Here is a 14,579-nt window from a genome sequence, read left to right as displayed (position 1 = left end):
GTCTTCACGAATTTTTTAAAATGGTATTTAAGGAGGGTTATAGTATGTTCACAAAGCTTCTTCCTCGTGATGCTGCGATGGCGAAAGGGAGCGCATTTATTTCTGATGAAGTGCAATACAATTTGTTTCATCGGATCTGTGAAGGCAGCGATGCCTTATGCCTCAAAACAGAAGATGGAAAAATGATCTTTGCCCAAACGCCAAAACAAAAAGGATGGTTATGGATTTCAAAAGAGGTTAATAGAGAAGAACGGAAGGTTTTGATTCATGAACTTGCCAGTGTGTTAAAAGATGTTCCGCTGCCAGGGGTTGCCTCTGATCCACTTATTTCTGGGGAGTTTGCTGAAGCTTTTTCAAAAATGAATCCTGTTCGTTGCCAAATAGATATGACAATGGAATCTTACTGTTGTCCAAACGTAATCATCCCCAAGAATGTTGCTGGAGAATGTCGGAAGGCTAGGCATGAAGATATTGAGCTGGTTGCTGATTACCTGGCTGGTTTTCTTAGAGATGCGTTCAGAAGTCCGGTTGACTCGGAAACTCAGATTTCGAAGGCTAAAGGAATGATTGAGGCGGGAGGGCTTTATCTTTGGTGTGTAGATGGAAAGCCTGTTTCGATGGCGAATAACTCCCACCGTTCACCAAGACATGCACGGATAAATGCGGTATTTACTCCAATCGAGCAGCGGAAAAACGGTTATGCCAGTTCAATTGTTGCAGCCCTTTGTACTAACTTAGAAAAAGAACAGTTAGTCCCGATGTTATATGCAGATATTAGTAACCCCGATTCGAATAAGGTGTATCAAAATATTGGTTTTCTAAAAAGCGGGAAGATTACCGAGATCAATTTTCTTCGTTAGCTAATCTCGAGATACTCATAAAAGAGAAGACGGTCACTTTAAAAAGAACAAATCCATGAGGTGAATAGATTGTATCAATTTAAAGACGGTCAGGTAGTTAGAAATGGTTACTCAACCATTCCTTATACATGGATTCATAATGAAAAAGGAAACAAAAGCATCTGTATCATGCTTCCTGGCCTTGGCTATACTACCCAGCGGCCGCTTTTTCATTACGCAACCAGCATGTGCTTGAATCACCAGATAGATATTCTCCATGTTAATTATCAGTTTGCGAAGAATGAACATTTTACAAGACTTAGCAAGGAAAAACAGGATCGTTGGATGTATGAAGATGTAAAGGCTGTTGTGGAAGAAATTTTAACTGGCACGAATTATGAGCAATGTTTTCTTCTATGTAAATCGATTGGAACGATACCAATGGCACTGGAGTGGACACACAAGAATTTCATTCAGAATCCGTTTGGCATTTGGTTAACCCCGCTTTTAAAAGAGGACAATGTTTATGAGACACTAGTGAAAACTGAACTGCCATCTCTATGCATTATCGGAGATCAGGACCATCACTTTATCAACGAACGAGTCACTGCACTGAAGAAGAATGAACATATTTCCACTGTTATCATTCCCGGTGCTGACCATAGTTTAGAGATACAAGGGGATGTTTCCGCAAGTATTGAAGCCGTAAAGATAATGGTTGATTCGGTTCAAGACTTTATCCGGAGTCATAGGATTTGAAACTTTTTTGATTTTTCCGGATTAAAGTCTATCTTGATGTCTCCTGAAAAGTGACTTTCACGACCTTTTCAGTCTGCTTATTAAATTCGATATTAACGTAAACCCCGAATTCCGTATTATTATCTTTTAACCAAAGCTTGAACTTCTCGGTGGAGGTTTGCGGACCACTCGTCCTTCCGATGTGAAGATAGTCAACGATTTTGGCGTGCGGGTACTTTTCATGAGTTTTTTCTAAGGCAAGAGTACCCCATTTTGCATAGGGAGGTATCGGTTTTTGTTGTGCAGAGACTTTATTCATAGCTGGCAGCGGATTTACATTTCCTGAAAAGACAAACATGGTAATCAATAAACTAATTAAAAGCTTTTTCATAAATTATAACCCTCTTTGTTTTTGTTCTTATCATTTCATTTCAAGAATTAACTTATGTAGTTTTCATGAAACAGTATCATTGTTAAATTTGTACAATAAATAATTTAGTTTTTTTCATACGAGAAGCAAATTTGTATAGGTGAGGGGATTAGTTTGAATATTAAATTACTAGATGCATCTGATGCAGAAAGCTATTGGGAGCTAAGACTGGAAGCACTAAAGCAAAATCCAGAAGCATTTTTAACGAGCTATGGAGATGCGATAAAAAGAGAAAATCCAATTGCTCAAGTTGCCCACAATTTTTCCGCTGAAGGAAACTATACATTCGGGGCATATGAAAATAATGAACTAATTGGAGTAGTCACATTGCTGCGCGAAACTGCCGAGAAAATCCAGCATCGGGCCAATATATATGCGATGTATGTTACACCTAAAAAACAAGGCTTCGGCGTGGGAAAAGCATTAATGACGGAAGCGATTAATAAAGCCAAATCGATTAAAGCGATTGAGAAAATAAATTTATCTGTAATGGCAAGCAATGAAAAAGCGAAGCAACTTTATTGTAAACTAGGTTTTCAAGTGTATGGGTTTGAGGAAAACGCCATTAAAGATAATGATGTCACTTATAATGACCTGCATATGGTGTTACATTTGAAATCAACGAGTGAAGAGTCCATTTTTAAAAGTGAAAATATTTACATTCGACCATTTTCTGAGGAAGACGCAGTCCCACTTCTTCAATTACAGACAGACAATCGGCATTTTTTCGAAAAGTTTTCGATGGAGCGGAATAAAGATTTCTATACGGTCGACACTCAGCTGCAGCGGATACAGGCGTATCAAAAAGATAGCAGCAATGATCAAAGCTATTCGTTTGGAATTTTTAAAAATGAGGGAGGGTTAATTGGGACCATAAATCTTTTTCAAGTTCTCAGAGGCTCACTTCAAAGTGCATTCATCGGATATTTTTTAGATAAGAAGCAAAATGGGAAAGGATACACGACTGAGGCAGTGAAACTGCTTGTGGACTATGCATTTAAGGAATTGAAATTACACCGGATAGAGGCAGGGGTCATGCCACACAATATTGGTTCGATTCGGGTGTTGGAGAAATCCGGTTTTCATCAAGAAGGTTTAGCTTTGAAAAATGTGAAAATCAACGGGAAATGGGAAGACCATCAGGTAATGGCGATTATTAACCCGAATGATTAGGGGCTTAGTAATCGATATAAATGACGACGTAATTCAAAAGAGAGGCCCTGCCTGAAGGACCTCTTTTTTTCGATATGTTATAATATAGTCACGAAAGTAAATTGTCTTAATATAGGTATATTTTGATAGGGGGCAAAAGTGAAATGGATAAAAAAGAAATATTGCCAACCGAAATTTCCATAAAAGATAAAAAACATACCGTAAATGGAGATGTAATAAGGACAGTTGTATTTGCACACAGTAAAGTAATTGAGGTCAGTACTGCTGACCATGAAAGTTATTATCTAATTTTTTATAAGCATTCTCTTATCTTTGGTGGGAAACTTGACCATGTTGAAGTAGGAACATTTATCAATAAAGCCTTTCAGGAAGGAATCCTTATTGAATCCCCGAATCCAATCTTACGTGGATTAATCCCCGAGGTAACCGTCACTATTCCGAATAAAAGCAACCTTTTTTCTCATCTACAACTCCATTATTCACCACAGGAAATGGTCTATATTCTGACCACACTTGACTCTTTTTTTGAAAAAGAACAACTCATCAAGACCATTGACAAGGTCTACTTCCACTTAAGAAGAAACGGTAAATTTATGAAATCCTTTCAAATCATTCAATTGTTAGCTGAGTTCGCACCGACATTAAAATCTGCACAAGAACGTTTGGCCTCTCACGAATTTAGTTCATACCAACATTATTATCATTCCTCAAGTTTACCTGCCATCTTAACAAAGGACCCTCTATATGTTGAATTACATTGCTTCAAAAACCGAACAAATCCAGATTTCCGAATAGTATTAGAAGAAATATTGAGTAAACAAGACGGAATAGATGTATTATTGCTATGGTTAGAAAATGCAGAGAAACTCAAAGAGACTAAATCCATTGAAAGGTATACGAGCATCGCGTTACGTTTTGTGACGATGGAAGAATGGATGCTGATTTTAGCTGAACTCAACATCAATCCGTTTCAAGCGCTGCCTGATTCAAAATCTAATATCAAAAAAATGCTTCTAGCAGGTAAGTATGAGAAAGCGGCCTTATGCTTATTAAGCTTTATCGATGACCTGCCAGCCACATACGATGCCGGTCTCCTTGAAATATGGGAACATTCTGATCCGAAATTTGCTATTGCACATTTTGATCAATTCATTAAGTTATTGCAGCACCTTCCTCACGAAGAGAAAACGAAACAATATGAACATAAGGTCTTTCAATTTGCTGAAATCCTTCTTAAAGAGCATGATCTTAAATCCGTTCATGAAAAACTAATCCCTATTCAAAAGGTTATTCCCGGTCTAGACGTGATTAGGAAGATAAGTGAAATGGTTGAATTATTAGAGAATCCCGATCGGATGATGGAATTAGGTGATTATTATGCGGAGTTTAAACAATTCGACCAAGCGATTGAATGTTTCTTTTGGGAAATGGAACTACAGCCGCAAGATCCTTCTCCTGTTCGGAAAATCAGTAAAATGTATCAATCAAAAGGTATGGTACAAGAAGCGGCAGCTTATCAAAAGGTTTTTACTCAACTAAAAGGTAGTCAAGAAACTGGATGATGTCATATCATCTGCCAAAATAGGGCAAAAAAGGGTCATCAGACGTGTCTTCCTGATGACCTTTCGTGTTTGTTATACGTGTTAATCAATAAATTAAATTCTGTTCTTAACATCTTCTCTAATGAATTCGATCATATTCTCGGATAAATTAGCTGGCAATGACGTACCATTCTTAAAAACCCAGGCATTCACTACTTCGAGGTCTCCTTTTTTAAAGGTAATACTATAATCTTGATGCTGATAAGTAAAATCAGCAGTTACTTCCTCTTGGTCATATGGCTCTTTATCTATAATCATATTTACAATTTCATAAGGTTCCACGGATTTGCTCCTTTGTCATATTCTTTATGTAAATAGGGTTCACTTTATTAAATTGTTTATTCAAATGCAGTATATTTCACGTTAATATATTAAATAAGAATATGATAAAATGAGGATTGGAGTGAATGGAGGTTGGCAAGTATGTTGTCTTTCTATAAAATCCTTGTTTTTATACATATATTTTCAGCCATCCTAGGGATGGGTCCCGGTTTCATCTTAACGACAGTGGTCAAATCTGGAAAAAATATGACCGAATTAAGACATTCCTATAGTATTAGGCATAGGCTGCATATCATTGTCATGATTGGCGGCATTCTCCTGCTACTTACAGGGCTAAGTATGGGTTTCCTCAACCCAAGTCTCTTTAAGATGGGATGGTATGTAACAAGTCTGATTCTTTTTTTGGCAGCCCTTGCCATTGGTCCACTTGTCTTATCACCTAGGTCCAAACCTGTTAAAGCACTACTAGAATCCCATAAAGGTGAAGAAATACCCGAAGAATATTGGAACTTATCAAAAATACTCTTTCGATTTGAAAACCTGGAAAATGTAATCTTTATCATCATCATCTCCCTAATGATCTTAAAACCGTTCTAATTGGGTGTCAGGCACCATGTGAAGTTTTCACATGGTGGGTATGGTTTGAGAAATTGGCCCATTCTTCATTCATAGAGGAAAAGGACGCCTTTATACAATTAGTGAAAGATACAGTCAATGAATGGAACACCATTAAAGTGTAACGAACAAGAAAGGTATGGCCATTTATCAGCCATACCTTTCTTCTTAAATTTATCTATTATCTGAATACAAGTAGGATAGTACGGCAGGAATTCTTTCTCTAAAGAAAATATATGCATGTTCCGCATCCTCGATAAGCTGAAAGTGAAAATCGGTCATTTTTTCGTTCGCTATCTCGTAGACACGGTTGGTCAGATTAAGAAAGACTTGATTCATTTCTTCATCCGCACCAACTTCTTTCGTGCCAAAATCCATGTAAAACTTTTCGATTTCAGATAAGTCGGAGGTCCTTAATAGGTTTTCGATTTCCTCTTGGTTTCGGTAAAATCCAGGTGATAAAGCAGCGATTCGTTTAAAAATATGCGGGTAACGGCAGGCAGCATAAGTGGAGATTAATCCACCTAATGATATTCCAGCCATTGATGTATGATTTTCAAGGGTTCGGTACTTCTCGTCAATGAATGGTTTCAGTTCATTCACAATAAAATCGATATATTCTTTACCGCGGCCTCCTGAAGGACTGGCATAGCCTAAGATTTGTTTGCTTACTTCACCATTGACCCATGGGCAGTATTCGTTAACCCGTTCTTCCCCTTCAGGATTTAAATCAATTGCCACAACCATTATCTCTAGTCCACTTTTGTCTAAGTACTCTTTCATTCCTAGAGATACCCCTTTAATGTCACCCTCATCTTCAAAAACATTTTGTCCATCATGCATATACAATACCGGAAATCTCTTATTTCCCTCTATATAGCTATCAGGCAGGTATACTCTTATCAATCTTTCTTGCTTGAAAGAGTTCATATACAAAGAGAATTTTTCTAACAAGTCGTCCACCTACTTCTAAAGAATATTCTCTCTAAATTTACCATAATTTTCATTTAATTCGTTAAATTTTATTTCGAAAAATGAATGAGCTGTAAAATATGTTTGGAACATTGTGGGATAGTGTGTTTTTTAGAACCTAACTTTGTGGAACCACAGAAATTTTACGAGGAATGTTTCAAAATAAAAGAGAAATGCGGACCTCAACGGGATGAACGTATTCCTATAAAAAAGGATTTGGTCATCATCCAATAATCTGAATCGAAGGCTAGAAGATATCATGTAATTTCAGAAAATATCTTCTAGTCTTTTAAATTTACTTTCTAACGAAGACTGCTTTTAAGGTAGAAAGTGTGAATAAGCTAATCGGATGGGCTTTTAGCTGTAAAACATTGATTAACCTCCCGTATACTTTTTGATTGGATGCACAGGCTAAAATCACCTTTTTTACATACCACTTAAGGAAACCTAAACCAAAAGGTTGTGCACCGACGGTATGGGTGAAACGAAAATCTTCGGTAAGGGCAATTAACCAGGGGACATCAATAATTTTACTGAATCTTCGATGCGCATTTTTCGAAATTTGTGTGCGTTTCTTTTTTTGTAACGCTTTTTGCAGTTCCTTTTTCAAAGCCATTGCTTCAAATGCTGCAATGCTCATACCTTGACCAAAAACAGGATCTATCCGGCAAAAGGCATCACCCATAACAATGAGTCCATTGGGAATCCGTTCTAACTTTTCATAATGAAAGCGGCGTAATGCCGGAAAACGATAAACACTGACATCGGTATCAGGCGTTCCGTTTTTTATGGCTTCATACACATCTGGCTGCTCGAGGCTATTGGCATACTTGATAAATTTCTCTTCTGTCATTGGCGGTGAATCCACGCCATAACCAAGTAGTGTGACCATCCAGCGCTGATTTTCAATCGGGAAAATTCCCCCGCCATGGGTTTGGATTGGAGGATTTGGATAAACCAGCAAACTACCCCAGTCGTAATCCTTGGGAGAAAGGGTGCTATAAATCCGACTAGCATAGAAAAGGTCAACCTTTACTTCGGTTTTTGGAGGGGCGTCGTAACCTAATTGTTTCAGCCAAAAACATGTATTTGACCCAGCACCTGACGCATCCACTACCAAATCAGCTCTATGTAGGTTGACGGCTCCTTCTTGAATTTGCACTTCCACTCCAGTTACACTGGTATTATCTTGATTGGTCAGCAGCTTTTTCACTTTGCCGCCATATAAAAAGTTTATATTTGGAATCCTCTCTAGTCTCTGCTTAATATGCCATTCAAGAAAGGGTCTGCTTTGTTGAATGATAGATATGCCAGCATGAAATTTCACTTTCCAGCAGCCATGGTGATTCCATGCCAGTTCACTAGCAAAATCTGATTTTACTGATCCATCCGCGATTAGTTCATCCACAATCCCTGGAAAAAGTTCAGTGAGAATCTCCTCTCCGCTTTTTAAAAGAGCGTGTCCATGGGAACCTTGTGGTACACCAGTTCTGGTCCACTCCTTTTTACCCATTTGGTCCTTTTCGATAAGCAAAACTTCTTCGTAGAAATCAGACAGAACCCTTGCAGCGAGTAACCCAGCAATGCTTCCACCGATTACCAGTGCTTTTTCTCCTAGAAAACTTTTAGTTGTTGACATTCCTAGAAACCCCCGATAATACTATTTGCACGATATATTTAATGTTTAGTATTATATCATTATTTTTATGGTTCCTATGAGTTTAGAAAGTGGAGGATTTACCTAAACTAATAGGGAAGTAAATAAAGAGATATTCGGAATCAAAGGAGATTGGTTGGCTTGGTAGATTATCAAATTAGTACATATGAGGAATCAGTTAAGGTTATTAAGGAAGTAGGTTTATTGCCTCTTTCGCCACTTATTCCTCAATATCCTTCGCTTGATCGCATTACATCGAAGGAACAGTGGCATACGGGTTCAGAAAATGATCCATGGTTATGGAGGGCACAGTTCCCTGTTGATGGAGTCGCAGCTTACGGAAAGTTTATTAAGAAAAAATCAGTGTTAATCTCCGGTGAGATCCTCCCCTTGGTAAAGACGATCTTAGGGTCAAAAGAATCAGTATCGAAACGGTATAAGGATGGTCTTATTTCAAGGGAGGCCTTAGAGTTATATACCCTAATTAGCGAGGAAGAGGGCATCGACACTAGAGTGTTAAGGGCCAAGGCAGGTATGAAGGATAAAGAAAAGAAAAAGCCGTTTGATCAGGCGTTGTTAGAATTACAAGGCTCAATGGATATTGTCGTCTCAGGGACCAAGGAGAAAATAAACGCCTCCGGTGAGAAGAACGGCTGGAGCAGTACTTCCTTTGAAACACTTGACTATTGGTCAAAAAATAATGTTGTTGATTTATATGGGATCGAAATGGAAGAAGCAAAAGATAAGCTAAAAAACCATTTTGTTAAGATAGGCAGTCCCGAGTCTTTGAAGGCTTTAGGAAAAATATTTCAGTTTTAGGTTCAGATGATTATCATTGGTAACACGTTATGACAAACTTCGCTCTTGATTCTTCGAGTTGAATCCAGTAATATGGGAACTACGATAATTGAAAGGGTGACCTTAAAGCCAATGATTCACTAAACCTATTAAAAGAAAAAAATTCGGATTATTAAACGAACATATTTCTGGATAGGGTTAGTGCGGGCTTTTATAGACAAAAGGGAGTAAACGGTACTTGGTGTACTGTGTCCTTTTGTGCTGAACTGCCTCCTGTCCAGATGAATGGATAAGGAGGTTTTTTTATGGAAGAAACAAAAACAAACATTACCATGGGGGATTTATTTCGTAATCGAGTTATCCGTACCATCTTGCTCTCGACCTTATTCCTACAAATCGGTATCTGGGTACGTAACTATTCCATTTTATTATTTGTCATTGAGCAGACAAATGAAGATCCCGTTGCCGTCTCACTGATTTCAGTTGCAGAATTTGCGCCAATCTTTTTATTTTCCTTTATTGGAGGCACTTTCGCAGACAGGTGGATGCCGAAGCGTACAATGATTTGGTGCGACTTCCTTAGTGCGATGTCCATCTTTATTGTATTGCTAACATTAGTATTTGGCAGCTGGAAGGTTATTTTCTTTGCGACACTTGTTTCATCGATTCTTTCCCAGTTTTCCCAGCCTTCTGGAATGAAACTTTTCAAGCTTCATGTAAAAGAAGAACTTATTCAGATGGGGATGTCGATGTACCAAACGGTGTTTGCTTTGTTTATGATTTTAGGGCCGATTATTGGTACTTTTGTTTATCAGCATTACGGCATAAGTGCAGCCATCGCTGTGATGGGGATTGCTTTTATGCTCTCGGCAGCGATTCTATTTATGCTCCCACCTGACCGAGAAATCGAGGAAAACGCTGTAAAAACCACACTTATGGAGGAAATGAAGGCAGGTTTCAGCTATGTTTGGAACAGCCGGGCGCTAACTTTGCTTGGCGGCTGTTTTGCAGCAGCAGGGTTAGGATTAGGGCTGACGCAGCCACTTTCTGTATTCCTCATTACGGAAAAACTTGGTTTACCAAAAGAGGACCTGCAATGGTTGATGGCGGCATTTGGAGCGGGGATGATTTTAGGTGGGGGCCTCATTATGGGATTAGCCAAAAAGACTCCTCCACAAATCTTGCTTGCGATAGGAATGAGCGCCTCAGCTCTAGGATTTATTGTGATGGGGCTATCAGAACAGTTGTGGCTGACATTGACCGCACAATTTATTAGCGGTTTGTTTATGCCTTGTATTCATATTGGAATTAATACGATGATTTTGCAAAATACAGATGAAGCTTTTATTGGGCGGGTTAATGGGATATTAAACCCGATGTTTATGGGAACAATGGTCATTACCATGAGTGCGAGCGGCTGGCTGAAAAAAACCTTTTCGCTTGTCACGATGTATGAAGCCTCTGCCTTCCTTTTTATCGTGGGGGTTATAATTCTAGTTCCTCTTTTCAAACGATCCCTCCCAATTTTGAAAAAAAGCGAAGAAGCTTAATGAAGTACAGCAAGGCTGCTCTTTACATAGGGCAGCCTTTTTTGTGCATAAACTGTCATAGAATCCTATATTAAAAAGGGATGATATCGATTACAATATTGATGTGTATTTTCCTTTTTCAAAGGATCACTAAATTCAAGTATAAAGATAAGGCGCTATTCAGTGGAATAGTGCTTTTTTTGATGATAGGGGCATTTGAGCGCCAAGGCAGTAAAAAAAATCGTAGTGGCTCACTACGATTTTTTAATAACTGTCCCTGTCGACTACTAATGGCAAAGTAATTTTTACTCGTGTTCCTTCATTGGGTACACTTTTAATAAAAATGTTCCCGCCATAGGAGTCGATTATTCGTTTGCAGACGGTTAGACCTAGGCCAGAACCATCTTTCTTTAATGTGAAGAATGGGTTAAATGCTTGGTTTATTTGATCTAGCTGCATCCCAACTCCATTATCCGATACGGTAATCAAACAATTATCTTTTAGCTTCTCTAGAGTAATAGAAAGTTTCCCTCCATAAGGCATAGCTTGCAAAGAGTTCTTGGTTAAGTTAAGAATAACTTGCTTGAGATGGTCTTTGACACAAGAAACAAGCAGACTTTCCTTGCAATAATGGATGGTTAACTCTACATTCATAAAATTGGCTTCGGAATGAATAATCGGCTCAATTTCAGCAACGATGTTATTAACATTATCAGTTTTTAGTGTGTGAGCAGTCGGTTTCCCTAGAACAAGCAATTCACTAACAATGACATTGATCCGATCGATTTCTGTTTGAATCACATCGAAATAGGATTGGGCCTTTTGATCGTGATATTCCTCGCTTAACAGTTTTATTAAGCCTTTTATACCGGTTAATGGATTCCGTATTTCATGGGCTGTACTTGCCGCAAGCTTCCCGATTAATTCTAACTTATGATGTTCCGTTTGGGCCTGTTCCCTTTTTACTTTCTTTTTTAAAAGAAAATATTGTGCCCATAAAAAGACGATATTTGAAATGGTTAGAAAGATGATCATATATTTTAAAAATGGTTTCCAAAAAGCTAGCCGATTCCCAGATTGGACTAGGACTGAAATCGTCCACGGTACATTGGCCATTTTCATGCTGTATTTTATCGCGTTTTCTTCAGGGATGGAGCCTGCTTTAAATAATACTTTGTTAGAATCATCCATGACGATGACCATTTCATCTGTAACCAGGTTTTTTATGGCTTCTTCAATTTTGTCCATACGCAAACTGGCAACAAGAACACCCTGAATTTTTCCATGGTCGACAATGGGAGTGGCAATGGTGATGACATGCCTGCCAGTGACTCGGCCGATGTGTACGTCAGAAAAACTTGTTTTCTCTGTCTTTATGGCACGCTGAAAATAAGGTCGATCGCTCACATTTATATTTTTAGAATTTGTATTCGTGCTGATTAGTAAGTCACCATTACTGTTAGTCCAAAAGAAACCGGAAAGACGAGGATCTTTTCCTGTTGTTTCTCGAAGTAACGTTTCTAAATTTTCTAAGCTGGTATTCTGAAACTTAAGCGAAGAAGCGAGCATCTCTAATCTGCCAACCGTTTCGTTAAAGAAATTTTCAATATTCATTGTGTGAAAGTTAGCATAATCTTCGGCTTTATTTTTATTTTGATCTTCCAATACTTTTACCCGGTGTTGTGCTAAGACCGAACTGATTGCGACTGTGGGGATCAAAGTGAGTAGTAGATAGATTAAAAATTTATTCTTCAGGATTGATGAAAGCACTCTAACTGCAACCAAGTTGAATCTACTCCTCAAAAATTTGTTTATCATTATTCTACTATTTTTTTTAGCAATGGAATATACCTTGCGTTGTTTATTTTTGGGAATTTTATTCAACTTCCTTTATTTTAAGGTGTTGTTCCTTTATCCTATTCCGTTTTATTAATTACTCCAAGAAGTGCAATGACAAGCCAACTGTATGGGCCCACCTTCCATTAACTTCTATAGTTACACTATCATTAAAAAAATTTGAAACTTTTTTGTGTACTCTCTTCTCTAATTAGTGAAAGGAGGTTAGAAATTGAAGGAAATAAAACTGATAAAAAAAGCGATAAAGGGCAATAAGAAGGCCTTTGAAGAGTTGTTAATCTTACATAGCGATCAATTGTATCGGACCGCGTACCTCTACGTTGGGAATCGTGAAGATGCGCTAGATGTTGTTCAAGAAACCGCCTATAAAGCATTTTTAGCAGTAGGACAATTACGAGAGGAAAGATATTTTTTAACTTGGTTAACCAAAATAATTATCCACTGCGCCTATGATGTCTTGAAAAAGAAAAAGAAAGAAATACCAGTAGAGGATTTTATTGAAATGTTACCAGTGAAAGAGGAGAGACGTGATGAGGCCTTAGATTTAGCAGAAGCCATCGACAGATTAAATGAGCATTATAGGAATGCGGTGATTCTATTTTACTATCAGGATTTGCCGATAAGCGAAGTGGCCAAAGTGATGAATATCCCGGAGAATACCGTGAAGACGTATCTTTATCGCGGGAAAAATCAATTGAAAAAACGATTAGGAGGTGTCAGTTACAATGGAGAAAAACCTTTTTTCTAAGGAATATGAAAAGATTGAAGTGCCAAAAGAGGATGTAGTAAGGGCCATTAAAATGGGTGTGAGACAAGCTGATTTAGCTAAAAACCCTCGGAAAAAACGGGTCTTTGTTTTTTCGGCAGCCGCCGCAGCCGCAATCCTTATTTCTTCCGGGTTTATTTTTCCTTCCATGTCAAAAGTAATGGCAGAGATGCCGCTGGTGGGGTGGTTTTATAGAGACTTAGTAGGCGAACAATTAGCTTCGCAAAAATTAATTACCCAATTAAAAGAAACTGCTAGCTATAAAGGGATAGATGTAGCGATTAAGAGTGCTTATTTTGATGGGGCTGTTATTGGGGTTACTTTTGATGTGAAAGGGAACGTAAAAGCGGATGAGGATGGAGGGTTAGCTGCTTTTTACGAGATATTTGATGGGGACAAACGGATTGAAGAAACCAAAGAAATCGTCCATTTGGAGCGTGTTGAGAACGGGTTTACCGGGCATATCCAACTGAGTTATCCAAAATCAGCATTACCTACAGATACAACATTTCCATTAGAATTTAAAAGTATAGGTCAAAAAAAGGGTTCTTGGAGATTTAATGTTCCAATCAAGCAATTACCCTATGAAACTGTACTCATTAATAAAGATAGTGTAAAAGATGATTTTAAGGTACAGATTGATTCTGTTATTTATGGAAAGTCCTCAACTGCAATTAATTATACTGCAACCCTTCCAAGTGAAGGGAATCATGATGATGTCAGGATTGAACTCTATGATGACAAAGGAAATCCAATTCATCTAACAACGGACATGGGGCTTGAAAAGAAAAAGGCCGGGGATTCAATCCTAGTAAAAGGGAGGACGAATATATTACAGCCGTTAAAGGGCAAAACGAGTTTTGTGGAAATTCGTCCGCAAGTAGCCATTTCGGAGCCCTTTCAATTTGTTTCATTAGATAAGGAAATCCCTGTTAAAGTGAAGTCGGACAGACAAAATCTTTCAGTATTGTTGGAAAAAATCACTCTAAAAGACAAAACCTTCACTATAGATTTTCAAGTGAAAAATGACGATAAAAGAGATAGAGAATTTATGTTCTTTCATGATTTTGCTCGAAATGATGTGACACTTGTGAAGGAATCAAGAAAAGAAATATATGAAAAGCCAATGAAACATACGATTAAAACACTAGATAAGCAAAAATTACGCTTCAGGAGTACTTTTGATATTAGTAATTTAGGGGAGTTTCACCCAGATAAATACATGGTTAGAGTCAATTTGGGGTCACTTGCGATGAATATGCCGCTAGAATTAGCCCCCGTGAAAATTGAAGTAGACTAATCTTTAAGTACTAAATAAAAAG

The 14,579-nt window shown here is 38.0% G+C and carries 14 protein-coding genes and 1 pseudogene; 10 read left to right on the top strand and 5 right to left on the bottom strand.

Annotated features, from left to right (window positions below):
* Positions 1–44: 44 nt before the first annotated feature.
* Positions 45–860: a GNAT family N-acetyltransferase gene (locus tag V7137_RS25145; RefSeq protein WP_335700606.1), complete on the top strand. Its 816-nt coding sequence runs from the start codon at positions 45–47 to the stop codon at positions 858–860.
* A 69-nt stretch (positions 861–929) separates the two neighbouring features.
* On the top strand, positions 930–1,598 hold the full coding sequence (locus V7137_RS25140; RefSeq protein ID WP_335700605.1) for an alpha/beta family hydrolase: 669 nt from the start codon (positions 930–932) through the stop codon (positions 1,596–1,598).
* A 28-nt stretch (positions 1,599–1,626) separates the two neighbouring features.
* On the opposite strand, the gene V7137_RS25135 is transcribed toward V7137_RS25140, so the two are convergent.
* Positions 1,627–1,968, bottom strand: coding sequence for a DUF3889 domain-containing protein (locus tag V7137_RS25135; protein WP_335700604.1), 342 nt, complete (start codon positions 1,966–1,968; stop codon positions 1,627–1,629).
* 153 nt (positions 1,969–2,121) lie between these two features.
* Between V7137_RS25135 and V7137_RS25130 the strand changes: the two are divergent.
* The 3 genes and pseudogenes from V7137_RS25130 to V7137_RS25120 all read left to right on the top strand — a co-directional run.
* Positions 2,122–2,583, top strand: a pseudogene (locus tag V7137_RS25130) (GNAT family N-acetyltransferase); the annotation flags it as partial.
* 24 nt (positions 2,584–2,607) lie between these two features.
* Positions 2,608–3,180, top strand: a complete 573-nt coding sequence (locus tag V7137_RS25125) for a GNAT family N-acetyltransferase (protein WP_335700607.1) — start codon at positions 2,608–2,610, stop codon at positions 3,178–3,180.
* Positions 3,181–3,323: 143 nt separating this feature from the next.
* Complete coding sequence (locus V7137_RS25120; protein ID WP_335700603.1) at positions 3,324–4,742, top strand: tetratricopeptide repeat protein; 1,419 nt, start codon at positions 3,324–3,326, stop codon at positions 4,740–4,742.
* A gap of 93 nt (positions 4,743–4,835) precedes the next feature.
* On the opposite strand, the gene V7137_RS25115 is transcribed toward V7137_RS25120, so the two are convergent.
* Positions 4,836–5,063: a hypothetical protein gene (locus V7137_RS25115; RefSeq protein WP_335700602.1), complete on the bottom strand. Its 228-nt coding sequence runs from the start codon at positions 5,061–5,063 to the stop codon at positions 4,836–4,838.
* A gap of 141 nt (positions 5,064–5,204) precedes the next feature.
* Here V7137_RS25115 and V7137_RS25110 point away from each other — a divergent pair, with 141 nt between their 5' ends.
* The gene (locus V7137_RS25110) at positions 5,205–5,660 is read left to right on the top strand and encodes a DUF2269 family protein (protein ID WP_335700601.1); all 456 of its coding nucleotides are present in this window, start codon (positions 5,205–5,207) and stop codon (positions 5,658–5,660) included.
* 192 nt (positions 5,661–5,852) lie between these two features.
* Here the strand turns inward: V7137_RS25110 and V7137_RS25105 are convergent, their stop codons facing one another.
* Both V7137_RS25105 and V7137_RS25100 read right to left on the bottom strand, forming a co-directional pair.
* Positions 5,853–6,632 carry an alpha/beta hydrolase gene (locus V7137_RS25105; protein WP_335700600.1) on the bottom strand — a complete coding sequence of 260 codons (780 nt, stop codon included), beginning with the start codon at positions 6,630–6,632 and terminating at the stop codon, positions 5,853–5,855.
* Positions 6,633–6,945: 313 nt separating this feature from the next.
* Positions 6,946–8,289, bottom strand: a complete 1,344-nt coding sequence (locus V7137_RS25100; RefSeq protein ID WP_335700599.1) for an FAD-dependent oxidoreductase — start codon at positions 8,287–8,289, stop codon at positions 6,946–6,948.
* 159 nt (positions 8,290–8,448) lie between these two features.
* On the opposite strand from V7137_RS25100, the gene V7137_RS25095 reads away from it, so the two are divergent.
* Entirely contained in the window at positions 8,449–9,126 is a 678-nt protein-coding gene (locus tag V7137_RS25095) for an AlkZ-related protein (protein ID WP_335700598.1), read from the top strand.
* Positions 9,127–9,410: 284 nt separating this feature from the next.
* The gene (locus V7137_RS25090) at positions 9,411–10,655 is read left to right on the top strand and encodes an MFS transporter (RefSeq protein ID WP_335700597.1); all 1,245 of its coding nucleotides are present in this window, start codon (positions 9,411–9,413) and stop codon (positions 10,653–10,655) included.
* A 243-nt stretch (positions 10,656–10,898) separates the two neighbouring features.
* On the opposite strand, the gene V7137_RS25085 is transcribed toward V7137_RS25090, so the two are convergent.
* The gene (locus V7137_RS25085) at positions 10,899–12,419 is read right to left on the bottom strand and encodes a cache domain-containing protein (protein WP_335700596.1); all 1,521 of its coding nucleotides are present in this window, start codon (positions 12,417–12,419) and stop codon (positions 10,899–10,901) included.
* Between the two features lie 283 nt (positions 12,420–12,702).
* Between V7137_RS25085 and V7137_RS25080 the strand changes: the two genes are divergently transcribed.
* Together V7137_RS25080 and V7137_RS25075 are read left to right on the top strand one after the other, a co-directional pair.
* Positions 12,703–13,239, top strand: a complete 537-nt coding sequence (locus V7137_RS25080) for a sigma-70 family RNA polymerase sigma factor (protein ID WP_335700595.1) — start codon at positions 12,703–12,705, stop codon at positions 13,237–13,239.
* Complete coding sequence (locus V7137_RS25075; RefSeq protein ID WP_335700594.1) at positions 13,217–14,557, top strand: DUF4179 domain-containing protein; 1,341 nt, start codon at positions 13,217–13,219, stop codon at positions 14,555–14,557. Before V7137_RS25080 ends, V7137_RS25075 begins: the two co-directional genes overlap by 23 nt.
* Positions 14,558–14,579 lie beyond the last annotated feature (22 nt).

It is taken from the genome of Neobacillus drentensis, from assembly GCF_036962765.1.
GTDB classification, from domain to species: domain Bacteria; phylum Bacillota; class Bacilli; order Bacillales; family Cytobacillaceae; genus Neobacillus; species Neobacillus drentensis_C.
The sequence above is the reverse complement of the archived record's forward strand: the minus strand, read 5'-3'. Positions and strand labels throughout refer to the sequence as shown.

Coding starts and splice junctions, on each gene's coding strand:
- V7137_RS25145 (WP_335700606.1), top strand. CDS start 45: ATGTTCACAAAGCTTCTTCCTCGTGATGCTGCGATGGCGAAAGGGAGC.
- V7137_RS25135 (WP_335700604.1), bottom strand. CDS start 1,968: ATGAAAAAGCTTTTAATTAGTTTATTGATTACCATGTTTGTCTTTTCA.
- V7137_RS25125 (WP_335700607.1), top strand. CDS start 2,608: ATGGTGTTACATTTGAAATCAACGAGTGAAGAGTCCATTTTTAAAAGT.
- V7137_RS25120 (WP_335700603.1), top strand. CDS start 3,324: ATGGATAAAAAAGAAATATTGCCAACCGAAATTTCCATAAAAGATAAA.
- V7137_RS25110 (WP_335700601.1), top strand. CDS start 5,205: ATGTTGTCTTTCTATAAAATCCTTGTTTTTATACATATATTTTCAGCC.
- V7137_RS25100 (WP_335700599.1), bottom strand. CDS start 8,289: ATGTCAACAACTAAAAGTTTTCTAGGAGAAAAAGCACTGGTAATCGGT.
- V7137_RS25090 (WP_335700597.1), top strand. CDS start 9,411: ATGGAAGAAACAAAAACAAACATTACCATGGGGGATTTATTTCGTAAT.
- V7137_RS25075 (WP_335700594.1), top strand. CDS start 13,217: ATGGAGAAAAACCTTTTTTCTAAGGAATATGAAAAGATTGAAGTGCCA.